Annotated in this window: 17 protein-coding genes; 12 read left to right on the plus strand and 5 right to left on the minus strand. The window is 66.5% G+C overall.

All coding sequences use genetic code 11. From position 1 onward, the window contains the following. The first annotated feature begins 99 nt into the window (after nt 1–99). Nucleotides 100–1,869 carry an oleate hydratase gene (locus MG068_RS09050; protein WP_132809960.1) on the plus strand — a complete coding sequence of 590 codons (1,770 nt, stop codon included), beginning with the start codon at nt 100–102 and terminating at the stop codon, nt 1,867–1,869. A 43-nt stretch (nt 1,870–1,912) separates the two neighbouring features. Here the strand turns inward: MG068_RS09050 and MG068_RS09055 are convergent, their stop codons facing one another. Both MG068_RS09055 and ftrA read right to left on the minus strand, forming a co-directional pair. Beyond that, nucleotides 1,913–3,184: a hypothetical protein gene (locus MG068_RS09055; RefSeq protein WP_240792125.1), complete on the minus strand. Its 1,272-nt coding sequence runs from the start codon at nt 3,182–3,184 to the stop codon at nt 1,913–1,915. A 68-nt stretch (nt 3,185–3,252) separates the two neighbouring features. Then, a complete protein-coding gene (gene ftrA / locus MG068_RS09060) occupies nt 3,253–4,254 on the minus strand; it encodes a transcriptional regulator FtrA (RefSeq protein ID WP_132809961.1) in 1,002 nt (333 codons plus the stop codon). 317 nt (nt 4,255–4,571) lie between these two features. Between ftrA and MG068_RS09065 the strand changes: the two genes are divergently transcribed. The 9 genes from MG068_RS09065 (at nt 4,572) to MG068_RS09105 (ending at nt 15,228) form a co-directional block, all read left to right on the plus strand. Then, nucleotides 4,572–7,148 (plus strand): TonB-dependent receptor plug domain-containing protein, encoded by a 2,577-nt coding sequence (locus MG068_RS09065; RefSeq protein WP_132809962.1) that lies wholly within the window; start codon nt 4,572–4,574, stop codon nt 7,146–7,148. 118 nt (nt 7,149–7,266) lie between these two features. Beyond that, on the plus strand, nt 7,267–7,848 hold the full coding sequence (msuE, locus tag MG068_RS09070; RefSeq protein WP_132809963.1) for an FMN reductase: 582 nt from the start codon (nt 7,267–7,269) through the stop codon (nt 7,846–7,848). 142 nt (nt 7,849–7,990) lie between these two features. Further along, the gene (locus MG068_RS09075) at nt 7,991–8,368 is read left to right on the plus strand and encodes a DUF3088 family protein (protein WP_219626372.1); all 378 of its coding nucleotides are present in this window, start codon (nt 7,991–7,993) and stop codon (nt 8,366–8,368) included. Nucleotides 8,369–8,382: 14 nt separating this feature from the next. After that, nucleotides 8,383–9,360, plus strand: a complete 978-nt coding sequence (locus MG068_RS09080) for an MsnO8 family LLM class oxidoreductase (RefSeq protein WP_132809964.1) — start codon at nt 8,383–8,385, stop codon at nt 9,358–9,360. 18 nt (nt 9,361–9,378) lie between these two features. Beyond that, a complete protein-coding gene (locus MG068_RS09085) occupies nt 9,379–10,722 on the plus strand; it encodes an LLM class flavin-dependent oxidoreductase (protein ID WP_071228936.1) in 1,344 nt (447 codons plus the stop codon). 4 nt (nt 10,723–10,726) lie between these two features. Continuing rightward, nucleotides 10,727–11,947, plus strand: coding sequence for a M20 aminoacylase family protein (locus tag MG068_RS09090; protein WP_132809965.1), 1,221 nt, complete (start codon nt 10,727–10,729; stop codon nt 11,945–11,947). Beyond that, on the plus strand, nt 11,944–12,495 hold the full coding sequence (locus tag MG068_RS09095) for a GNAT family N-acetyltransferase (protein ID WP_049399083.1): 552 nt from the start codon (nt 11,944–11,946) through the stop codon (nt 12,493–12,495). Before MG068_RS09090 ends, MG068_RS09095 begins: the two co-directional genes overlap by 4 nt. Then, a complete protein-coding gene (locus MG068_RS21265) occupies nt 12,492–14,237 on the plus strand; it encodes an amino acid ABC transporter permease/ATP-binding protein (RefSeq protein ID WP_132809966.1) in 1,746 nt (581 codons plus the stop codon). Before MG068_RS09095 ends, MG068_RS21265 begins: the two co-directional genes overlap by 4 nt. A 16-nt stretch (nt 14,238–14,253) precedes the next feature. Next, entirely contained in the window at nt 14,254–15,228 is a 975-nt protein-coding gene (locus MG068_RS09105) for an ABC transporter substrate-binding protein (RefSeq protein ID WP_049399084.1), read from the plus strand. A gap of 175 nt (nt 15,229–15,403) precedes the next feature. Here MG068_RS09105 and MG068_RS09110 read toward each other — a convergent pair whose 3' ends face one another. Then, entirely contained in the window at nt 15,404–18,520 is a 3,117-nt protein-coding gene (locus MG068_RS09110) for a galactose-binding domain-containing protein (protein WP_132809967.1), read from the minus strand. A 198-nt stretch (nt 18,521–18,718) separates the two neighbouring features. Here MG068_RS09110 and MG068_RS09115 point away from each other — a divergent pair, with 198 nt between their 5' ends. Further along, nucleotides 18,719–19,015, plus strand: a complete 297-nt coding sequence (locus tag MG068_RS09115) for a hypothetical protein (protein WP_132809968.1) — start codon at nt 18,719–18,721, stop codon at nt 19,013–19,015. An 80-nt stretch (nt 19,016–19,095) separates the two neighbouring features. Here the strand turns inward: MG068_RS09115 and MG068_RS09120 are convergent, their stop codons facing one another. Then, nucleotides 19,096–20,172 (minus strand): MBL fold metallo-hydrolase, encoded by a 1,077-nt coding sequence (locus MG068_RS09120; RefSeq protein ID WP_132809969.1) that lies wholly within the window; start codon nt 20,170–20,172, stop codon nt 19,096–19,098. A gap of 104 nt (nt 20,173–20,276) precedes the next feature. On the opposite strand from MG068_RS09120, the gene MG068_RS09125 reads away from it, so the two are divergent. Next, complete coding sequence (locus MG068_RS09125) at nt 20,277–20,888, plus strand: TetR/AcrR family transcriptional regulator (RefSeq protein WP_132809970.1); 612 nt, start codon at nt 20,277–20,279, stop codon at nt 20,886–20,888. Here MG068_RS09125 and MG068_RS09130 read toward each other — a convergent pair. Then, nucleotides 20,885–22,831 (minus strand): EAL domain-containing protein, encoded by a 1,947-nt coding sequence (locus MG068_RS09130; protein WP_032129744.1) that lies wholly within the window; start codon nt 22,829–22,831, stop codon nt 20,885–20,887. The two genes, MG068_RS09125 and MG068_RS09130, sit on opposite strands and share 4 nt — an antisense overlap. Nucleotides 22,832–22,842: the final 11 nt, after the last annotated feature.

The following is a 22,842-nucleotide window of genomic DNA, read 5'->3' on the forward strand; positions in this document are numbered from 1 at the left end:
TACATCGGTTCGGCGCTAGAGTAGGGGCATGACCTGCATGGAATGGCTGTGTCATTCCACTGCGGGTTCCTGATGACCCCCTCCAGGAAGGAGCAACGCATGTACTACAGCAGTGGCAACTACGAAGCCTTCGCGCGCCCGCGCAAGCCCGCCGGTGTCGACGGCAAGCGCGCATGGTTCGTCGGTTCGGGCCTGGCCTCGCTGGCCGGCGCCGCGTTCCTGGTGCGCGACGGCCGCATGGCCGGTGAGCGCATCACCATTCTCGAGCAGCAGCAGATTGCTGGTGGCGCGCTGGATGGCCTGAAGGTGCCGGAGAAGGGCTTCGTGATCCGCGGCGGCCGCGAGATGGAAGACCACTTCGAGTGCCTGTGGGATCTATTCCGCTCGATTCCGTCGCTGGAGATTGAAGATGCCAGTGTGTTGGATGAGTTCTACTGGTTGAACAAGGATGATCCGAACTATTCGCTGCAGCGTGCCACGATCAATCGCGGCGAAGATGCGCACACCGACGGCCTGTTCACGCTGAGCGAGCAGGCGCAGAAGGACATCATCGCGCTGTTCCTGGCCACCCGGCAGGAGATGGAGAACAAGCGCATCGACGAGGTGCTGGGTCGCGACTTCCTGGACAGCAACTTCTGGCTGTACTGGCGCACCATGTTCGCCTTCGAGGAATGGCATTCGGCGCTGGAGATGAAGCTGTACCTGCATCGCTTCATCCACCATATCGGCGGCCTGCCGGATTTCTCGGCGCTGAAGTTCACCAAGTACAACCAGTACGAATCGCTGGTGCTGCCGCTGGTGAAGTGGCTGCAGGACCACGGCGTGGTGTTCCAGTACGGCACCGAGGTGACCGACGTCGACTTCGATCTGGCGGCCGGCCGCAAGCAGGCCACGCGCATCCACTGGACGCGTGACGGTGTAGCCGGTGGCGTGGATCTGAGCGCGGATGACCTTGTGTTCATGACAATCGGTTCGTTGACCGAGAACTCGGACAACGGCGATCACCACACGGCGGCGCGTTTGAACGAGGGGCCGGCGCCTGCCTGGGACCTGTGGCGACGCATTGCCGCCAGGGATCCTGCGTTCGGGCGTCCGGACGTGTTCGGCGCGCACATTCCGCAGACCAAGTGGGAATCGGCGACGGTGACCACGCTGGATGCACGCATTCCGGCCTACATCCAGAAGATCGCCAAGCGTGACCCGTTCAGTGGCAAGGTGGTGACCGGCGGTATCGTCAGCGTGCGCGATTCGCGCTGGTTGATGAGCTGGACGGTGAACCGCCAGCCGCATTTCAAGAACCAGCCCAAGGATCAGATCGTGGTCTGGGTGTATTCGCTGTTCGTGGATACGCCCGGAGACTACGTGAAGAAGCCGATGCAGGACTGCACCGGCGAGGAGATCACCCGTGAGTGGCTGTACCACCTGGGCGTGCCGGTGGAGGAGATCGACGAATTGGCCGCGACCGGCGCGAAGACGGTGCCGGTGATGATGCCGTACATCACCGCGTTCTTCATGCCGCGCCAGGCCGGTGATCGCCCGGACGTGGTGCCGGAGGGTGCGGTGAACTTCGCCTTCATCGGTCAGTTTGCCGAATCGAAGCAGCGCGACTGCATCTTCACCACCGAGTATTCGGTGCGCACACCGATGGAAGCGGTGTATACCCTGCTGGGCATCGAGCGCGGCGTGCCGGAGGTGTTCAATTCCACCTATGACGTGCGCTCGTTGCTGGCGGCGACCGGTCGCCTGCGCGATGGCAAGGAACTGGATATTCCCGGGCCTGCGTTCCTGCGCAACCTGCTGATGAACAAGCTGGACAAGACCCAGATCGGTGGTCTGCTGCGCGAGTTCAAGCTGGTGCAGGAGGACTGAGCGCGCGTCAGCGTGGAGGGGAACGCGCCGGCAACACCGCGGATCAGTCTGCCAGCACGTTACCCGCTCCTTCGCCATAGGTCGCCCTCGCGCTGCCACACACCGCGTAGGTGGCAGCGCTGGCTGGCAGGCCAGTGGCCTTGATGCCGCGCCGCGAATCGCCGTCAAAGACCTCGGCGTAGCGTTCGGCGGCCAGCGCGTCATCGGGCAGCATGTACAGCAGGACGCGCTGCAATGTGGATTGCCCCTGCAGTGGCTGCGGCTGCCGGAACGCGGGCACCTGCACGCGCGCGCTGTGCCACCGCGTCGGCGCGTCTGCAGTCTGCCAGCGCACCTGCAGGGGCAGGTTGAGCGGCAATAGCGCGGGGCTGACCGGGTAGCCGTAGGCTGTGCAATCCCGGGGCGCTTCCGGGATGTTCGCGATGGCCCCGTCGCCGATGTCCAGTGTGAGGCCATTGATTTCCATCCGCAGGATGGGCGCACTGCCGTAGTTGTGGATCTTGAACAGCGTCAGGCCTTCGAAGCGGCTGCGCTCCAGATCATCGGTGGTGAAGCCACTGAAGCGTGCGAGCGCGGGCGCGACCTCTACGTGATCGCTGTAGTGGTAGTAGATATGCACGAGCTCGGGTGTACCCGCGCGTCGCCAGGCCGCGTTGAATGGCGCAAGGTCAGGGTAGGTCCGACGGACCAGCGGCACATCGGTGACGGCGCGATCTCCAGACGGTGTGGCGTAACGGTAGTGGTCGACGGAGCGCTTCAGGCGCGCTTGTTCATACGGGAAGGCCCTGTCTGCATCGGACTGCGGGTTGGGGTAGCGGTGGAAGGCCAGGAAGCGCTGGGGCGTTTCGCCCTGCATGGGCAGGTCCGGGCCAGCGCCAGAACCGGTGGATGCATACGGCGAGGTGTCCAGCCAAAGGGGGTGCCCGCTGAGGTTGACGTGCAGCTCGGCGATGGATGCGCGTGAGCCGCCAGCCAGGCTGTCCACACTGCCTTGCAGGACGTGCCACAGTGGAATGATGAGCATGGCGGCGGCGGTTGGCACGAACATCAGCACGTGTATGCGGCCCGGCACCTGCCCGCGCTGGCGCACCATGTAGCGCAGCCAGGCCAGCAGGAGCACCAGCAGCAACGGGACGCCGACCCAGATCGCGATGGTGGCCAGCGCCACGACGCCCCAACCCAGGTTGGGGCTGGACACGGCAATCAACGAGAGCGTGGCGATCAGTGCCGCCAACAGCAGCGATACGCCGATTCCGACGCGGTAGGTCCTGTAGGGGCTGTCGGTCATCACCGGTCCGTCGGCAGTGCGGGGCATGCCCCTATCTTGCAGCGCAGGTGCCTGCGTGGAAAGGCCGGGAGTGGGGGACAGGGGGGGGGCGGGAGTCAGCAGCCGATCAGGCGGTCCGCACCGATGCCGTTGCGATGCTGGCTGCGGTACTCGGTGGGGCTGGCATCGACCTGGCCACGGAAGTGCCGACGGAACGACTCCTGCGAACCAAAGCCGGCCTGCTCGGCAATCCACTGTAGTGGCCGGTCGGTGGTTTCCAGCAGCTCACGCGCGAAGGTCACGCGCTCGCGGATCAGCCAATCGATGGGCGACAGACCGGTGGCTTCCAGGAACTGCCGCTGCAGGGTGCGTTGGCTGAGCGCAGCCTGCTCGGCGAGGCTGCCTAGCGAATGTGGCTCGCGCAGGTTACGGCGCATCCACTCCATCAGCTTCGCCAACCGCGTGGGCTCGCCGTTGGGGATGGCCCGGCTGACACGCTGGCTGCGCCCGGCATCACGCCAGGGTGCCAACACCAATCGCTCGGCCACCAGATTTGCCACGCGCGCGCCGTAATCCTTGCGCACCATGTGCAGCATCATGTCCATGCCGGTGGCCGATCCGGCCGAGGTGATGATGCTGCCGGTGTCCACGTACAGCACATCCTCGCGCACATCGATGCGTGGGAACTCGCGTGCCAGCGCTTCGGTGAGGCGCCAGTGAGTGGTGGCCTCGCGGCCATCGAGCAGCCCGGCCCAGGCCAGCACGAACGCACCGGAGCAGATCGACGCGATGCGTGCGCCGCGTGCGTGGGCACGGATCAGTGCATCGAGCAGGGCCTGCGGCGGACGTTCGCTGGGCTCGCGCCAACCGGGGATGACGATGATGTCGGCGTCATCGACGCTCCTTAGATCGTAGGGCAGCTGCACCTGGGTGCTGCCGAGCATGCGCAGCGCTCCGGGTTCGCCCGCGCACAGCTGGGTGCGGTACCAGGCCACGCCCAGCTCTGGGCGTATCGGTGCGAACAGGCCTACAGCACAGCCGAACTCGAACAGCCCCTGGCCGTGGCAGGCGACGATGGCGACGAGCGGCGCAGTGGGATCGGCGGTCAGGCTGGGCATGGCTTGATGCTACGGGTGGAGGTGCGTGGCGCAGAGTGGTGCGCGGGCATGAGGTGATGCCGGGCGGGCATATGGAGGCCGGGGTCGGATCCCTTCCGCAGGAAGGGCTCTGACCCCGTGGAGGGATGCGTGCCTCGGGTCAGAGCCCTTTCCTTTGGAAAGGGATCCGACCCGGTGAGTTCAGGCCGCCTAACGTCATTACCAGCGGTCATGTGGGTGGCCGGATGTTACGGCTGGGTGACGCGATCCCGCCTGTCGCGGTGGGTGAACAGGCCCTTGAATGGAAGCGTGTTTCCGGCCCACCCCCACGAGCCCCCATGCCTGCCGCCTACGCCCCAGCCTTGAGCACTCTTGCCGTCCTGATCGCCGCTGCCCTCGCTGCATCGCCCAGCCATGCGGCGGAAGCCGATGCAGACCCTGCCACTACTGCAGCCACCGCCAATGTGGCAGCCTCCACGCTGGATGCGGTGGTGGTCACCGGCTCTCGCACCAGCACGCGCACGGTGAAGAACAGCTCCACGCCCATCGATGTGATTTCCGCTGAAGACCTCGCCGCCACCGGTCAGGGCAATCTGCTGGAAGCCCTGCAGCGCAGCCTGCCGTCGCTGAGCCAGATCGGCGGTTACCAGAGCGATCAGGAGAGCCTGATCCGCGGCTATCAGCTACGCAATCTGTCGCCGGGTTACACCCTGGTGCTGGTCAACGGCAAGCGCCGCAACGCCAGCGCCTATGTGAGCGGTGCCAATGGGGGCGGCTTCCCCGGCCATGCGTGGGCGGACCTGGCGTTGATTCCGGTCTCGGCCATCGACCATGTGGAAGTGCTGCGTGATGGTGCCTCCGCCATCTACGGCTCGGACGCGATCACCGGCGTGGTCAACGTGATCCTGAAGTCGCAGGCGCACGGTGGTGATGTGTCGGTGGAGAGCGGGCAGAGCACCGATGGTGATGGTTCGCGAACCAGCGTGCGCGCCAACGTCGGCCTGCCGTGGGGCCAAGATGGCTTCGTCAACCTGTCTGGCGAGACCACCCGCCAGCATCATGCGATCCGTACCCGCCACTACATCGATGGCTACCTGAGTTATCCGGCAGTGGATGGCAGCGGCAATCTGGTGGCGCTGCGGCCGAACAATCGACTGCCGGCCGGCGCGTCGCCGAATCCGGCCGAGGCCAACCGCGATGCCGAGGCCAACACCATCCTCAGCTCGCCTTCGTATGCGCTGAAGGCCTTCGCGGTGAACGTGGGCCATGGCCTGGGCGAGAGCGCGCAGTTCTACGCCAATGCTACGGCCAGTGACCGCACCGCACAGGCGATCCAGAATTTCCGCCTGCCGGCGACCATCTTCACCACCTACAAGGCGCCCGGCGTGCTGAGCGTGTTTCCCGATGGCTTCCTGCCAGTGCTGGAAACCAAGGAGAAGCAGTACACCGGTACCGCAGGTGTGAAAGGCCAGATCGCGGGCTGGGATTACGACGCCAGCTTGACCGGCAACCGCAGCACGGTACGTACCTATACCCGCAATTCGGTGAACTACTCGCTGCCGTATCCCGGTTCGCCCACCGACTTCTATGACGGCAAGCTGGATTACCAGCAAGGCATCGCCAACCTCGACCTGCGTCGTGGCTTCGAGGTGGCGGCATTCGCTTCGCCGCTGGAGGTGAGCGCGGGCGCCGAGTATCAGCACGACCAGTACGAGCGCGGGGCGGGGCAGTGGGAGTCGTATACCGGCTTCGGCGCTGCAGCCTTCGTCGGCTATTCCACCGCCGACGCGGTGAAGGCAACCCGTAACAGCAAGGCGGTGTACGTGGGTGCGGCCACCAACATCACCTCGCGCTGGTACCTGGATGCGGCCGCGCGCTGGGAAGATCACTCCGACTTCGGCAGTGTCTCCACCGGGCGCCTGACCACCCGCTTTGACTTCACCGATGCGCTGGGTGTGCGGGCAACGGTGAGCAACGGTTTCCATGCGCCCAGCCTGGGCGCGCAGTTCTACCAGGCCACCGGCAGCTGCCCGTGCGGGACCACGCTGGTGGCGCAGGTGTCTTCGCCGGCAGCGATTGCGTTGGGTGCCACACCGCTGAAACCGGAAAAGGCCACCAACTACAGCCTGGGCGTGACCTGGGACCCGAGCCCGGCGTTCCATCTGGCGGTGGATGCCTATCAGATCGACATCCGCGGCCAGCTCGGCCAGTCCAGCCAGATCGGCTACAACGCGCAGGATCCGGCGCGCGTCACCGACAACAGCGGCACGGTGCTGAGCGCGGCGCAGAAGAACACCATCGACGCACTGCTGGGTTCAGCCGGCATCAGCATCCTGCCGGGTGATGCGTTCTACGCCAGCTACTTCACCAACGTGGGTAATACCCGTACACGGGGTGTGGAGCTGACCCTGGAGGCGAACCAGGAAACCGCGTGGGGCAAGCTGCGCTGGAGCTACGCGGCCAACGTCGGCCGCACCACCATCCAGAAAGTCAGTGGCATTCCGGCGGCGCTGCAGGGCCTGCCGAACATCAACCTGCTGACCAGATCCAGCGAGTATGCGCTGCGCTTCCGCACGCCCAGCTACACGCAGGTGGCGGGACTGGGCTGGCAGAACGGGCGCTGGCGCTCGAATCTGGACTTCACCTACTACGGCCCCATCAAGCGCCTGAACAACGGCGTGGAGTACAGGCAGCCGCCGGTGCTGGTGACCAACCTGTCCGGTGGCGTGGAGCTGGGTGCGGGCTGGAGTGCGGCGCTGGGCATCAACAACGTGTTCGACAAGCGCACCCGCAAGGTGCCGGAGTACGCGCGCAGTGCCACCGATGTGGCGAGTATCGAGACCACGTGGGACAGCGGCGATGTGCTGAGCAATGTGGGTGCGTATTGGTTTGGCCGGGTCAGTTACCGGTTCTGAGGTGGGAAGCAGTCGAGCATGGCTCGACTCTACAAAAGCGAAGGGCAGTCGAGCATGGCTCGACTCTACAAAAGCGAAAGGCAGCCGAGCATGGCTCGGCTCTACACGGGAGCAGTTCATGTCTTCTGCATTGAGGGTGGTTGCATTGGTGGGGTCACCGACCAGCTCGGCGACGTCGCGCACGTTGTTGCTGGCGCGGCATCTGCTGGTGTCGCTGCAGCAGCGGGTGCACGCCAGCGTGGACCTGGTGGAGCTGGCGCCGATCGCGCGCGCGCTGGGCCAGTCGCTGTCGCGCGGCGAGGCGGAGCCGGCGGTGGAACAGGCACTGCAGACCATCGAGGCGGCGGAGCTGCTGGTGGTGGCCGCGCCGGTGTATCGCGGCTCTTATCCCGGGTTGTTCAAGCACCTGGTCGACTTCATCGAGCTGGAGGCGCTGGTGGATCTGCCGGTACTGCTGGCAGCGACCGGCGGCAGCGAGCGCCATGCGCTGGTGATCGATCACCAGTTGCGACCGTTGTTCAGTTTCCTGCAGGCGCACACGCTGCCGATCGGGGTGTATGCCACGCCTGCCGATTTCGAAGGCGAGCACATCAGCAGTGCAGCCCTGCAGGCACGCATCGCGCTGGCGGCCGAGCGTGCAGCCGGCCATCTGGCCGCGCAGCCGCTGACTGCTCCGGCGCCGCTGCGACGTATCGCCTGACGCCATAACCGGCAGCGCTTTGCTTATGGCTACGCCGCATCTGCGTGGCCGGATCTGACCGCCGATTGTCGCCAGCCGTCGCTGCTGTGGCTGCTGGCATCTCTAGCATCGATATCGAAGCGGCATCGCATTGCCGGCCCCGATGAGGACGACCCCTGTGACTTTCGACGCAGCAAGCAAACCCATCCTGTTCCTGCTCGACCGTGAGTTCGAGGACGGCCAGATTCCCGGCCAGCGCTTCTTCTGCCGGCACAGCCTGCTGCTGGAAGGCGCGCTGTCGAGCATCGACGGCCTGGACGCGCAGCTGGACGTGCGTCGCATCGGCTTCGCACGGCCGCGCCGTGAGGTGATTGCCGAGATCGGCGAGCAGGACCAGTCGCTGCCGAAGCTGGTGCTGCCGCAGGGCGTGCGCAGCGAACTGGCCAGTGGCGCGCACCAGGACCGCCAGTACATCTCCGGTGCCGAGCCGATCCTGGCCGCGTTGAACGGCTTGCTCGGCATTCCCGTGGCTCACCCCTGAGCGAGGACGCGACCATGAGCTATCAGATCAGCGTGCTGGACAAGAGCCCGGTGGCCGAAGGTGCCTCGCCGGAGCAGGCGCTGCGCAACAGCCTGCAGCTGGCGCAGCGCGCCGAGCAGCTGGGCTACCACCGCTACTGGTTTGCCGAACACCACGCTGCACCAACGCTGGCCAGCCCGGCGCCGGAAGTGCTGGCTGCGTGGGTGCTGGCGCAGACCCGGCGCATCCGTATCGGTAGTGGTGGGGTGATGCTGCGCCACTACGCGCCCTATAAAGTGGCGGAGAACTTCAACCTGCTGGCGGCGTTGGCGCCAGGGCGCGTCGATCTGGGCGTGGGCAAGGCCCCGGGTGGCCTGCCGGCCTCGACTGCCGCGCTGGCGGCCGGGCGCCCGGCGTTCGCCGACTTCGATCAGCAACTGCGCGACCTGGAAGGCTATCTGTCCGGGGCGGACACCGAGGCGCTGGCACGGCCGGTTCCGCAGCAGGCACCGGAGCGCTTCCTGCTCGGCGCCAGCCCGCAGAGCGCAAAGCAGGCGGCCGAGCTGGGCTGGCGCTTCGTCTATGCCGCGCACTTCGATGGTGACCCGAAGCATATCGAGGCCGCCTTCGATGCCTACCGCACCGTTTCTACGCAGCCGCCGCTGCTGGCCACGGTGGCCTTCGCCGCACCAACTGCCGAAGCCGCAGCGCGTCATATCGGCGCGCTGCGCGTCTACAAGCTGCACCTCGGCCCCGGCCAGACGGTGAATCTGCCCAGTCCCGAGGCGGCTGCCGAGTACGCGCGGCAGGTGGGCGTGGCTGACTTTCGTATCGAGGAAACGCGCCCCAGCGTGTTGTCCGGTGATGCGCAGCACGTGCGTGACGAACTGGATGCGCTGCACCGGCGCTTCGGCGTGGGCGAGTTCATCCTCGATGCGCCGGTGGCTGACCTCGACGCGCGTCTTACATCCCTTGAACTGCTGTCGCCCGCGCCGCGCGCGGCGGTGGCCTGACCTGCAGGAGCGATTCCCATGAGCACGACCCCGCGCCACATTCCGTTCGGCATCATGCTGCAGGGGCCCGGCAGCCACATGCATGCCTGGAAGCATCCCTCCAATCCGGCCGATGCCAGCGTCAACCTGCAGTTCTACATCGACATCGCGCGTACCGCCGAGGACAACGGCATCGCCTTCGGCTTCGTAGCCGACGGCCTTTACATCAACGAGAAGTCGATCCCGCACTTCCTTAACCGCTTCGAGCCGATCTCGCTGCTGTCGGCGCTGGCCACGGCGACGAAGAAGATCGGCCTGGCGGGCACGCTGTCGACCTCCTACAGCGACCCGTTTACCGTGGCCCGGCAGTTCGCTTCGCTGGACCTGCTCAGCGGCGGTCGTGCGGGGTGGAACGTGGTGACGTCGCCGCTGGAGGGTTCGGGGCGCAACTACGGTCGCCCGCACCCGGAGCACGCGCTGCGCTACCAGATCGCCGACGAGTACCTGGACGTAGTGCAAGGGCTGTGGGATTCCTGGGACGACGATGCCTTCGTGCGTGAGCGCGACAGCGGCACGTTCTTCGCGCCGGACAAGTTCCACCGCCTCGACCACAAGGGCCGCTTTTTCCAGGTGGAAGGGCCGCTCAACATCCAGCGTTCGCCACAGGGGCAGCCGGTGATCTTCCAGGCCGGGTCGTCCGACGATGGCATCGCGCTGGCCGGAAAGTACGCCGATGCGGTGTTCACCCATTCGCCATCGCTGGAGGAGACCCGCGCGTTCACCCAGAAGGTGAAGAACTCGGCGATCGCCCACGGCCGCAGCGGCAATGACGTGAAGATCTTCCCGGGCATCGGCCCCATCGTCGGCCGCACCGCGGAGGAGGCTGAAGCCAAGTACCAGGCGATCGCCGCACTAGCCACGCTGGAGGATGCGCTGGCCTATCTCGGCCGCTTCTTCGACCACCACGATTTCAGCCAGTACGATCCGGACGCGCCGTTCCCGGAGCTGGGTGACATCGGCAGCAACTCGTTCCGTTCCACCACCGACCGCATCAAGCAGGACGCGCGCGAAAAGGGCCTGAGCCTGCGCCAGGTGGCACTGGAAGCGGTGAGCCCGCGACCGAATTTCATCGGCACGCCGGAGCATGTGGCCGACGAGTTGATCCGGTGGTTCGATGCCGGTGCCAGCGACGGCTTCATCCTCGGTTTCGCGGCACAGCGCGAAGGCCTGGACGATTTCGTGACCCAGGTGCTGCCGATCCTGCAGGCGCGCGGCTACCACCAGCGTGAGCTGGAAGGGCAGACCCTGCGCGCGCATCTGGGCCTGCCGTACAAGGCCAGCCGCCACTCGACCGACGCCGAGCCGGCGCGGAAGGCAGGGTAAGGCGATGAGCGGAGAAAGCGCGGCAGCACCGGGCCATGCCCAGCGGAATTCCCGAACGACGGGCATATTGCCCGACATCGCGGCACGCGCCGAGGCGGCCATCGCGATCCGCCATGACCTGCACCGGCACCCGGAGCTGGCCTTCGAGGAACACCGTACCAGCGCACGCGTGGCCGAGCTGCTGCAACAGTGGGGCTATGAGGTCACCATCGGCCTCGGCGGCACCGGCGTGGTCGGTACGCTGCAGCGCGGGCAGGGCAGCCGTCGCCTTGGGCTGCGTGCCGACATCGATGCACTGCCGATCCACGAGGACTCCGGGCTGGCCTACGCCAGCCAGAACGAAGGGTTGATGCATGCCTGCGGCCACGATGGGCATACCGCCATCCTGCTGTCTGCGGCGCACTACCTGGCCCATCACGGCCGCATCGACGGCACCCTGCAGCTGGTGTTCCAGCCGGCCGAGGAAACCGGTTCGGGGGCCTCGAAGATGATCGCCGACGGCCTGTTCGAACGCTTCCCGGTGGATGCGATCTATGGCCTGCACAACTGGCCGGGCGTGCCTGTCGGCCACTTCGGCTTCGTCGATGGCCCGGCGATGGCATCGGTGGACTGGGCGCGGCTGAAGGTGATCGGCAAGGGCGGTCATGGCGCTGAGCCTCAGGGCAGTGTCGACCCGATCCTGGTGGCAGCGCACATCGTCACCGCGCTGCAGAGCGTGGTGTCGCGCAATGTCGATCCGCGGCAGATGGGCGTGGTCACCGTGGGTTCGATTCACGGCGGGCAGGCCGCCAATGTGATTCCAGACGTGGTCGAGCTGAAGCTGACCGTGCGCGCCTACCTGCCCGAGGTACGTGACACCCTGCGGCGCCGGGTCACCGAGATTGCCGAGCAGACCGCCGCCGCGTTCGGCGCGCGCGCGGAGATCGAGTTCCCGCGAGGCTTCCCGAGCGTGATCAACCACCCTGAGCAGACCGCCTACATCCGTGAGGTGGCCGTACAGGGCTTCGGCAGCGAGCAGCTGGTGCCGGAGTTCGCGCCACGCACGGCCAGCGAGGATTTCGCCTTCCTGCTGCAGGCGCGGCCGGGCAGTTTCGTGTTCGTTGGCAACGGCGACAGCGCACCGCTGCACAGCCCGCGCTATGTGTTCAACGACGCCGCCATCGCACCTGCCGCCAGCCTGTGGGCGCGGCTGGCCGAAGACTATCTGGTGAAGGACGCGACATGAGCAGCAACGAACGCTTCCTCTATACCTCGGTGGATGATCCGCTGGCGCGGCCTCTGTTCGATGGACTGGAACAGGAGTACGACAGCCGCTACGCCGATGTGCGCCGCCGTATCGGTGGCAGCGCCCGCGAGGAGCTGCAGCGCTACCCGGCGCAGGCCTTTGCTGCGCCGGTAGGGGCGTTCGTGCTGCTGCTGCGCGATGGTGTGGCGATCTCCGGCGGTGCCTTCATGCCGCACCGCGATCCGGACACCGCCGAGTTCAAGCGCATCTGGACGCTGCCGGGCCTGCGCCGCCAGGGCATCGCGCGGCGTGTACTGCAGGAACTTGAGGACCAGGCGGCGCGCCAGGGTTACCGACGGGTGTTCCTGACCACCGGCTTCCGCCAGCCTGAAGCCGTCGGCCTGTACCTCAGCCACGGCTACACCGCGCTGTTCGATCTGGAGGCCGATCCGGAATCCATCGCCCACTTGCCGTTCGAGAAGCACCTGGGCGTATCGGCGCCAGCCGTCGTGCCATCACAGACCGTGCTGCACGGAGCCCACGCATGAGCACGCCTTCGACCGCGCTGGATGGCATTGCCACACGCCCGGCGCCAACCCCGGCGTTGAAGATCGTGCCGGCCCGGCATCCGCTGCAGGTGGTCGGAACCCTCCTCGCGTTGGCGCTGATCCTGATCGGGCTGCAATCGGTGTTGGGCAATCCGCGCTGGGGCTGGGGCACGTTCGCCGAGTGGTTCTTCGCACGCCCGGTGCTGGAAGGCCTGGGTCGCACACTGCTGCTGACCGCGCTCGGCACCGGCCTCGGCTTCGCGCTGGGTACCTTGCTGGCGTTGGCCCGCGTGTCCGGCTCGCCCCTGCTGTCGGCGGTGTCGTGGGGCTATGTGTGGCTGTTCCGTTCAATCCCGCTGCTGGTCCTGTTGCTGCTGCTGAACAACCTGGGCTACCTGTACAGCACCATCGAGCTGGGCGTGCCGTTTACCGGCATCAGCCTGTTCTCGTACCCGACCACGCAGCTGATCGGTGTGTTCAGCGCCGCAGTGCTGGGTCTCACCTTGAACCAGGCCGCGTTCTCGGCCGAGGTGATCCGTGGCGGCATTCTGTCGGTCGACCATGGCCAGTACGAAGCCGCAGCGGCGCTTGGCCTGCCACGTGGCCGCCAGGTGCGCCGCATCATCCTGCCGCAGGCGATGCGTTCGATCCTGCCGGCCGCGTTCAACGATGTGATCGGCCTGGCCAAGAGCACCTCGGTGGTCTACGTGCTGGCGCTGCCTGAGCTGTTCTACACCGTGCAGGTGATCTACCGGCGCAACCTGGAAGTGGTGCCGCTGCTGATGGTGGCCACGGTCTGGTACCTGGTGATCCTGACCGTGTTGTCGCTGCTGCAGCGGCGCGTGGAGCAGCGCTTTGCGCGCGGCCAACTGCAGCGCGAGCGTTCGGTATCGCGTGTCTCGTCACCGACGCGCGCCACAGGTGAGGCTGCACCGCGCGTGGTCAATCGCCCGCGCATTGCCGCGCAGGTTGAAGCGGGCGAGGGGGCATCGGTGTCGCTGCATGGCGTAGGCAAGGTGTTCGGCGACCAGCCGGTGCTGGAAGACGTGAACCTGGACCTGCGCGCTGGCAGCGTGACGGTGCTGATCGGCCCGTCCGGCGCTGGCAAGTCCACGTTGCTGCGGCTGATAAACCACCTGGAACGTGCCGACAGCGGTTACGTGACCGTCGGCGGGCAGCTGATCGGCTACCGCCGCGATGGCGACACCCTGTACGAGCTGCCCGAACGTGAGATCCGCCGCCGTCGTGCGGAAGTGGGCATGGTGTTCCAGGGCTTCAACCTGTTCCCGCACCTGACCGCGCTGGAGAACATCATCGAGGCGCCGATCGCGGTGCGCGGCGTGCCGCGTGCGCAGGCTGAGCAGCAGGCGCGCACGCTGCTGGAACGGGTCGGCCTGGCCGACAAGGCCGATGCCTTCCCGCGCCAGCTGTCCGGCGGCCAGCAGCAGCGCATCGCGATTGCCCGCGCACTGGCGCTGCAACCGAAGGTGCTGCTGTTCGATGAACCGACCTCGGCACTGGACCCGGAGCTGGTGGCCGAAGTGCTTAGCGTGATCGAGGAGCTGGCCCGTTCCGGCACCACGCTGGTGATCGTCACCCATGAGCTGAGCTTCGCCCGCCGCGTGGCTGACCACGTGGTGATGATGGACCAGGGCCGGGTGATCGAGCAGGGCACGCCCGAGGCGCTGTTCGAACGTCCGCGCCAGCAACGCACCGCCGATTTTCTGGCCAAGACCCTGTAACCCCGGAAGGAAGACCATGAGCCCTGCAGCACCGCGTCGCCCCTCACGCAGCACCCTGTTGATCGTGGGCGTGCTGGTCATCGGCATCGCCGGCATCGTCTATTCGCGCGTGCGTCAGGCACCGGATGCCGGCACCGTGGCCGCAACCAGCCTGGCGGGTGCGAACACCGCAATCCTGAAGGGCACGCTCGATCCGAAGGCGCAGGCGTTGATTCCGGCCGACTATCGCTTTGTCACGCCTGGTACGTTCACCGTGGCCACCCATCCGGGGCAGCTGCCGCTGGCCGACTATGGTACCGACAGCAAGGACGTGGTCGGCATCGAGCCGGACATCGCGCGGCTGATTGCCGATGGGTTGGGCCTGAAGCTGGTGATCGTGCCGGTGGCGTGGGCCGACTGGCCGCTGGGTCTGGAATCAGGCAAGTACGATGCGGTGCTGTCGAACGTGACGGTGACCGAAGAGCGCAAGAAGAAGTTCGATTTCTCCAGCTACCGTTACGATCTGCTGGGAATTTACACGCGCACTGATGGGCCGATCCAGAAGATCGAAAAGCCGGCCGACGTTGCCGGGCTGAAGGTGGTGGTCGGTGCCAGCACCAACCAGGACCAGATCCTGCGCCAGTGGGACCAGCAGAACATCGCCGCTGGCTTGAAGCCGGTGGAGTACCAGTACTTCGATGACGCCGTGGTTGGGCGGCTGGCAGTGATCACCGGGCGCGCCGATGTCTCGTTCGAGCCCAACGCCACCGGCGCCTATTCGGCGCGCGATGGCAAGGTGCGGCGTGTGGGCCTGTTCCCGGGGGGCTGGCCGAACGCCGCGGCGATCTCGGTGACCACGCGCAAGGGCAGCGGCCTGGCTGATGCGGTGACGCAGGCGCTGAACACCCAGATCGGCAGTGGCACCTATGCGCAGGCGCTGAAGCGATGGAATGTGGCCGAGGAGGCCGTGCCGCAGTCGCAGACCAACCCGCCGGGGCTGCCGACGCTCTGACGCCGGGCATGGCCCGGCAGCTACCGCTGCTTTTGTAGAGCCGAGCCATGCTCGGCTGCAGTTCGCGTGGTGTGCGATGCGTCGAGAATGGCTCGACTCTACAAGAGCATCCACGCATGGCGTGGATCTACTCGCAGAGTCTGATTTCTGTAGAGCCGAGCCATGCTCGGCTGCATTACCAGACCGCTTCCAACGTCCGGAACGGTTTCGCCAGGCGCACGCCCTCGGCATCGAAGTCGGAAACGCTGCGTCCATCCACGCGCACAGACTTCGGCGCGGTCCGGTTCGGCCACCACATGCGCACGGCGGTGTCCTTGCGCAGCCCCTCGCCAATCACCACCGTCAGCAGCCCGTCGCGCTGCCGCGCCTGCATCTGCAACGTGCCATACGCGGTCGGCAGGCGCTCCACCGCCACCCCTTCGCCAGCAACCCACGACGGCGGTGTGCCCGGTAGCAGCGACAGTGCGTCATCGTCCTCGCGCATCAGCATGCCGAACAGCGTGCGGCCGTACTCGGCGCCGATCCAGGTATGCGGCATGTCGCCCAGGTAGCGCGGGAAGCGCTGCCGCGAATGCACGACCTCGGCCAGCACCTGCCATTCAAGCGGGCGTCGATCATGCAGCAGGCCCTGCAGCAGTTCGTCGGCTGCTTCGGGTTGGCCCAGGTGCACATAGCTCAGCACATTGCGGATTTCGTAGGGCGTATAGGCGTACAGCGCGCCGGGCTGGTTGCGCTTGCGTACGTCTTCCAGATAGCGGGCGAAGGTGGTCCGCAATGCATCTGCCGGCAGCACGCTCTGCGCACCGGTGGGGTCCAATGCAATCGAAACGCCGGTGGGATCACCATCGCCCAGATCCGCCGAGGACGGAATGAAGTCGATGCCCTTCCACGCCATCGTCGCCCGGATAGAGGCATGCAGTGCGTCGTACAGCAGCTTGTACTGTTCGCGCGCCCAACGGGCGGTTTCATGGTCGCCAAGTGCCTCTGCCAGCCACGCGCCGTCGTGCCAGCCCTTCAGTCCCCAGTAGTCATCCCAATAGCTGTGGGTGGGCGAAGGGTAGCCCTCGTGGCTGATCGACGGCGCAAGAATGCCCGCGAAGCGCTCCGGCGCTGGCTGGTCAGCCATGTAACCCGCTACCAGCGTGCGCTCGCGCAGCTGCTGCAGGAAGCGCAGCGCCGCCTTCACTTTCGGCAGGTACGCGCGCACCGACTCCGCACCGCCATCGAGGCGGGCGACATCGGCGACCAGTGCCACATACTGGCCCTGGCTGTCGTACTCGATGTCCGAACCAAAGCCGGTGTTGACGCTGCCATCGTCGTTGAGGATCGGCGAGACCAGTCCGCTGCCGTGCACGCCGTGCTGGCTGTACCACGCCAGGTAGTCGCGCGCGACCTTGGCTTCGCCCATGCGCAGCAGCACCGCCGAGGTGGCCATGCCATCGCGGATGAAGGAGCGGTTGTAGTTGCGCGGGCCGGGCTGCATGGCCGGGCCGGTCTGGTTGATCAGCATGTAGGCAGCCTGCGCGCGCAGCATGTCGACCAGCGAGGGATCGGGCAGGCGCAGGCCGACCTGGCCCAGCCGCGCCTGCCAATCTGCGGACGCCTGCGTGGCCAGCGTCTCGAACGCTGCATCGGCATCACGGGGCAGCGTGGCCAGGTCAAGCGCAGGCGCCTCGGGCAGCACGCCATTGGCATCGGCAGCGGCGGTACCGAGTGGGAACGCCACGACCACCGCATCGCTGGCACCGGGCGCGAGGCGGATCCGGTAGCTCAATGCGGCTGCGGCCAGTCCTTGCTCATCGCGCGCCTGCTGGGAGGCAGGCAGACGCCCGGCTGCGATGCCGGCGGTGATTTCCGTTTCACCTTCGTTGCCGAACTGCGCAGCGCCGGCAGCATCCACCGGCGTGAGCGAGCGCAGCAGCGTGCGGCCGTTCACGCGCACCGTGTTGGCTTCGACGGCGACCTCGCGGATCGGCGACAGCCCGCCGTTCTGCCACGGCGGGTTCATCTGCATCGGTCGTACCGCCAGTGTCAGCGTGCCGTCGATCGTGGTGGTGCCGGTGTTGTGCAGTCGATGGCGGAGGAAGGTCACCGGCTGGCCATCGCGCTCGATGGCGAACACCTCACTGCGCAGCTCCAGCCCAGGCTGCGGCGACCAGGTGGCCGAAGGCATCGGCTTCCAGCCGTCGCGCAGTGCGTGCTGCACCTTCTGCCCGGCGGCACCGGCTGTGCTGCCATCGGCATTGCGCCAGATCGGCTGCACCAGCGGTGCGCCCTTGAATGCCTCGATGTTGCCGTACTCGTCGAAGATCGACTTCTGCCGGCCCGCATGAACGCCGACCGCAGTCCAGTAGGTCTGCTGCATCTGCAGCGAAGCGGGGAACAACGCGCGCTGTGCACCGCTGGCGGCGATCTGGTAACGCTTCATCGGCGTCATCACCGCCTTCGGGCCGAGCAGGCGGATGCGTGCCACCTGGGGTGCATCGCCGTCGACCGTCAACCGCAGTGCCTGCAGGTCCAGCGGCGCGCTGGCCGCGAGCCAGCTCTGCTGCCGGGTTGCTGCCTGCGTATCTGCGGCCAGTTCGTGCCAGCGGCCCTGGGCATCGCGTGCCTGCAGGCGCGCAGCGCCGTGCTCATTTGCCCAGTCGACCGCCAGCCCGGTGCTGGACTGCGCGCGCGGCAGAACGATGTCGAGCGTGTGGGTGCCGCCCTTGCCGGCGGGGATCGCCACCGCGCTGCCGCCCTGCCAGAGTGCGGCGGACTGCGTGGCATCGAGTCCGGCCACGCGCGCACTGAGCGTGCTGTCCAGCGGTTCCATTTCGAAGATGGACACGCCCCAATCGGAGGTGCGCTGCGGGTTGGCCAACCGCAGGTAGCGCGCCTGGCGTGGCGCGAAGTACAGCGTTTCGATGCCGCCGAGCGAATCGGCCATGGTGTAGGCGGTCTGCCACTGCATGCCGTCCAGCGAGGTCTGCAGCGAATAGCCCTCTGGATTGGAGACATCCCAGGTGAGGCGTGCGCCGGCCAGCATTGTTGGCGCGCCGAGGTCGATCTGGAACCAGTGGCCCGGACTGAAGGCACCGCCGGTGACGGTCTTGGGGTCGCCGTCGATCAGATGGCTGATGGCCATCGCCGGAACCTGCTGCGAGGAGGCGCTGGCCTGCCATTGGCTGCGTGGTGGCAATGTCTGTGCCTGCGCGGAGGATGCCAGGACGGTGAGCATCAGAGTGGCGGCAGGTCGCCATGGGGCAGGTGGGCGGGAGACCTTGGAGCGTTCGGCGCGCAACGTCATTACGGACAGCCTCGCAGGTTCGACCGGAATCGGGCGAGCGCTACGCTAGCAAGGGATGTAATCGGTTACATGACGCACTGCAGCGCCGCCGGGCGCTGGCGCTGCCATCGCGGGAGCGCTGACGGATGTGGCTCTGGACGGCTGCCGGCTTGCCCCTATCCTGACTGGCAGCGACCACCGATCTGAAATGGATTGATGATGGAATTCAGTTTCACGCTGATGTACCGAGTGCCTGATACCGGAAAAGATCTCAGTGCATTTGAGCGAGGTCTTGCAGAGGTGGGGTGCGACGATGCGCTGCTGGGCAGTGGTTCGCCGGGCGTATTGGCGTTGCGATTCCAGCGAGAAGGCACAGCCGCAGACGATGTCGCGCGTGCCGCATGCGTGCAGGTTCAGAGTGCGCTACCGGAAGCCGAATTGATAACCGTGCATGTCGATGTCAGCAATGCTGCCGGCGTCTCCAATTGCGGTGCCTCCAAAGCTGAGCTTGTTTGACGTCCACGGCGCATTTCTCGGAAGGAGCCGAGCATGGCTCGGCTCTACATGGCTTCCGGCAGGTCAAGCGGCATCCCCCATTACAGCTCCACCGTCTCCCACCAGCGTGTACCCGCCTGCGGCGCCTGCATGTCCAGCGCTTCGCCCATCATCGGCGTGGCCACCGGCACGTTCTTTGCGGCGGCCAATGCGGTGATGCGCTCGAACGGCTGCTGCCAGGCGTGCAGCGCCAGATCGAAGGTGCCGTTGTGGATCGGCAGCAGCCACTTGCCGCGCAGGTCCAGGTGCGCCTGCAGGGTCTGCTCGGGCTGCATGTGCACGAAGGCCCAGCGCGGGTCGTAGGCACCGGTTTCGATCATGGTCAGGTCGAACGGGCCGTACTTCTCACCGATGGCCTTGAAGCCGTCGAAGTAGCCGGTGTCGCCGCTGAAGAAGATGCGGAAGTCATCGTCCTGGATCACCCATGACGCCCACAGGCTGCGATCGCTGTCGCCCAGACCGCGGCCGGAGAAATGCTGGCCCGGGGTGGCGGTCAGGCGCAGGCCGCTGGCTTCGGTCGATTGCCACCAGTCCAGCTGTTCGACCTTGCTGGCGTCCACGCCCCACGCAATCAACTGGTCGCCCACGCCCAGCGGTGCGATGAAGCGCGCGGTCTTGCCGGCCAGCTGCATCACCGCGGCATGGTCCAGGTGGTCGTAATGGTTGTGCGAGAGGATCACGCCGGCGATCGGCGGCAGTTCGTCGATGCTGATCGGCGGTGCGTGGAAGCGCGCCGGGCCCAGCCACTGTACCGGCGAAGCGCGCTCGGAGAACACCGGATCGGTCAGCCAGTATTGGCCACGCAGCTTCAGCAGGATCGTGGAATGCCCGAGCCGGAACAGGCTGCGATCAGGCGCGGCGTCCAGGGTGGCACGGTCCAGCGGCAGCACCGGAATGGGGTGGGTGGGCACGGTGCCCTTGGGCTTGTTGAACAGAAACGTCCACCAGATCTCCGCGCCATCGCGCAGGCCCATCGCCGGACGCGGCAGGGCATTGCGGAACTTGCCGTCGCGGTACTGCGGCGAATCGGGGAAGTCGGGGAGGGACCAGGACTTGCAGAAGGTGTAGGCGGTCACGGCGAGGATTCCAAGCAAAAGGACAAGGAGCAGGCGCTTCATGGGTGACGTCCGCTGGGTACACTGCACAGTGTAGTTTCGTGTTTTTCAAAAGTACACTGCCGGGTGTAAAATGGTGGCGTCCGTTCAGCTATCCGGTTTCCGCCATGTCTCGTGTCCCGCAACGCCTGACCGACCGCAAACGCGAAGCCATCGTGCGTGCGGCGGTGGAGGAGTTCCGTGCATCGGGCTACGAGGCGACCAGCATGGACCGCATCGCCGAGGTGGCCGGGGTCTCCAAGCGCACCGTCTACAACCACTTCCCGAGCAAGGAAGCGTTGTTCTCGATGATCCTGGAGGAGCTCTGGGAGCGCAGCGTGGCCAGCGACGCACTGCCGTACCGCGCCGACCAGCCGCTGCAGGCGCAGCTGATGCAGCTGCTGGGGCAGAAGCTGGAGCTGCTCAGTGATGCCAACTTCATCGACCTGGCACGGGTGGCAATGGCCGAGATCATCCATTCGCCGGAACGTGCGCAGGCCATCGTCTGCCGCATGGGCGAGAAGGAAAGCGGTGAGAGTGCGTGGATCCGCGCGGCAATCGCCGATGGCCGGCTGCGCCAGGTCGATCCGGAGTTCGCCGGCCACCAGCTGCACGGGCTGGTGAAGAGCTTTGCATTCTGGCCGCAGGTGACGATGGGGCAGGCGCCGTTGAACGAACAGGAGCGCGCACGCGTGGCCGAATCGGCGGTGGCGATGTTCCTGGGTTACTACGCGGTCTAGCTGGCGGCGAAGCGGCGGAACTCGTCGGCCGGCAGCGCCGCCGAGTACAGATAGCCCTGGCCGACATCCACACCCAGTGCGCGCAGTTGCTGTTCCTGCGCGAGGGTTTCGGTACCCTCGGCCACCACGATCGCACCGCAGCGATGCGCGACTTCGACGATGAAGCGAACGATCGACTGCGACTTGGCGTCGGACAGGGTGGCAATCAACGCCTGCTCGATCTTGACCTCGGCGATGGCCAGCTGCGAGAGCAGGATCAGGGTTGAATAGCCGGCACCGAAATCATCCAGTGACAGCGTGACCTCCGCCGCCAGCAGCTGTGCGATGTTGGCATCGACCACGTCGCGTTCGACGATCTCGGTCCATTCGACGATCTCCAGGCGCAGCATCACGCCGGGCACATCGTGCAGTGCCAGCAATTCCTGCAGGCGCAGGCCGAAGTCGGGCAGGCGCAGTGACTCGGCCGAAACGTTCACGGCGATCTTCAGCTGCGAGCCATCGCGTCGGCACTGCTGCAGGAAGTGGATGGCCGACTGCAGCGTGGCCCATTCCAGTTCAGCCAACCGCCCCTGCCGGCGCAGCAGCGAGATCACCCGCATCGGCGCGATCAGCCGGCCCTCGCCGTCGCGCATGCGCAGCAGTGCTTCGGCGCCGACCAGCTGGCGATCCTGCAGGCGATGCTTGGGCTGGTAGCACAGGGGGGCATCTCCCTGCTGCAGCCAGCGTTCGAGGGCGACTTCGATCAGGGCGTCGATCTCGCTGTCGCGCTGGATCGGGTCGTCGAAGAACACGACGCCGGATTCGATCGCACTCAGCGCCACGGTGATCGCGCGGAACGGAAGATGTCCTTCGTCGGCATCGGAGGGGGGCTTCAGTTCGACCACCGCACAGCGGAACAGCGGCCGGAAGCCGGGCCAATCGCGGCCGACCCGATCGGCCAGGTTGCTGGCCAGCTCGGTGATCTGCGGCTGCGTGCGCAGTTCGAACAAGGTCAGGTCGCGCACCAGGATCGCCAGCGCGGCATCGCCGAACTGGTAGATCTCCAGCTGCCCGGCTGGCAGCGAGGGCAGCAGCCGATGCACCTCGTCGGTGCTGTCGCGCTGCCACAGGCCGTTGTCCTGCAGCGGCCCGTAGCGCAGGCGCAGATCGCGCAGGTTGCCCATCTCGGCCACGATCAGGCAGGCCTTGCCGATGCCGTCGTTGTCGCGCCAGTAATGCTGCAGGCGTTCGCCAAGTGCACGCATGTTGGGCAGGCCACTGATCGGATCGATGCGCAGCCAGGCCTGTTCGCGCTGACGCTGTGCATCGATCTGCGCATCGTTGTAGACCAGCGCGAACACCGCGCCCAGCATCAGCAGCGATAGTGGCAGTGCCAGCAGGCGCTGGATTGCCAACTCCTCCACGGGCAGCTGATTGGCGCCGATGATTGCGACGCCCAGTGCCAGGCCCAACGCAGTGACGGCGATACGCACGCCCCAGGCCTGCAGGATCACGCGCAGCGAGAGCTCATTGAGCATGCGCGGGTGCAGGCGCCTGCGCAGCCAGACGCCGGCCAGCATCTGCAGCGTGGCCTCGAGGCCGGCCGGCAGGAAATACTGGGTGCCGGCAAACTGGTAGCGCGCCAGCAGGCTGGCGGCCAGGCAGGTCAGGCCGCCGCGCCAACCGCCCAGCAGGCCACTGACCAGCAGGATGTCGAAGCCGAGGTGCAGCTTGACCACACCCTGGGTGTAACGGGCCACGAACCAGGAATTGAACAGGTAGATCAGGCCCAGCGCCACGCCGACATACAGGCGACGGCCTTCAATGGCGTGCCCGGCGCGGCGGGTGGCGATCAGCAGCACGCCGATCATGCCGATCACCGCCGTGGCCTGCAGCAGGTACAGCGGCAGGCTGGGCAGGGCGCTGTCCAGGACCTGGGCCGAGACCCGTGAAAGCGCATCCATAGCAGGTTCCC

This window comes from Stenotrophomonas sp. ASS1 (assembly GCF_004346925.1).
Taxonomy (GTDB): Bacteria; Pseudomonadota; Gammaproteobacteria; order Xanthomonadales; family Xanthomonadaceae; genus Stenotrophomonas; species Stenotrophomonas maltophilia_A.

Excerpts from the sequence above, each read along its gene's own strand:
- MG068_RS09075 (WP_219626372.1), top strand. The coding sequence starts at position 7,991 with ATGAGGACGACCCCTGTGACTTTCGACGCAGCAAGCAAACCCATCCTG.
- msuE (WP_132809963.1), top strand. The coding sequence starts at position 7,267 with ATGTCTTCTGCATTGAGGGTGGTTGCATTGGTGGGGTCACCGACCAGC.
- MG068_RS09120 (WP_132809969.1), bottom strand. The coding sequence starts at position 20,172 with ATGAAGCGCCTGCTCCTTGTCCTTTTGCTTGGAATCCTCGCCGTGACC.
- MG068_RS09055 (WP_240792125.1), bottom strand. The coding sequence starts at position 3,184 with ATGCCCCGCACTGCCGACGGACCGGTGATGACCGACAGCCCCTACAGG.
- MG068_RS09065 (WP_132809962.1), top strand. The coding sequence starts at position 4,572 with ATGCCTGCCGCCTACGCCCCAGCCTTGAGCACTCTTGCCGTCCTGATC.
- MG068_RS09095 (WP_049399083.1), top strand. The coding sequence starts at position 11,944 with ATGAGCAGCAACGAACGCTTCCTCTATACCTCGGTGGATGATCCGCTG.
- MG068_RS09090 (WP_132809965.1), top strand. The coding sequence starts at position 10,727 with ATGAGCGGAGAAAGCGCGGCAGCACCGGGCCATGCCCAGCGGAATTCC.
- MG068_RS09080 (WP_132809964.1), top strand. The coding sequence starts at position 8,383 with ATGAGCTATCAGATCAGCGTGCTGGACAAGAGCCCGGTGGCCGAAGGT.
- MG068_RS09105 (WP_049399084.1), top strand. The coding sequence starts at position 14,254 with ATGAGCCCTGCAGCACCGCGTCGCCCCTCACGCAGCACCCTGTTGATC.
- ftrA (WP_132809961.1), bottom strand. The coding sequence starts at position 4,254 with ATGCCCAGCCTGACCGCCGATCCCACTGCGCCGCTCGTCGCCATCGTC.
- MG068_RS09110 (WP_132809967.1), bottom strand. The coding sequence starts at position 18,520 with ATGACGTTGCGCGCCGAACGCTCCAAGGTCTCCCGCCCACCTGCCCCA.
- MG068_RS09130 (WP_032129744.1), bottom strand. The coding sequence starts at position 22,831 with ATGGATGCGCTTTCACGGGTCTCGGCCCAGGTCCTGGACAGCGCCCTG.
- MG068_RS09050 (WP_132809960.1), top strand. The coding sequence starts at position 100 with ATGTACTACAGCAGTGGCAACTACGAAGCCTTCGCGCGCCCGCGCAAG.
- MG068_RS09125 (WP_132809970.1), top strand. The coding sequence starts at position 20,277 with ATGTCTCGTGTCCCGCAACGCCTGACCGACCGCAAACGCGAAGCCATC.
- MG068_RS09115 (WP_132809968.1), top strand. The coding sequence starts at position 18,719 with ATGGAATTCAGTTTCACGCTGATGTACCGAGTGCCTGATACCGGAAAA.
- MG068_RS09085 (WP_071228936.1), top strand. The coding sequence starts at position 9,379 with ATGAGCACGACCCCGCGCCACATTCCGTTCGGCATCATGCTGCAGGGG.
- MG068_RS21265 (WP_132809966.1), top strand. The coding sequence starts at position 12,492 with ATGAGCACGCCTTCGACCGCGCTGGATGGCATTGCCACACGCCCGGCG.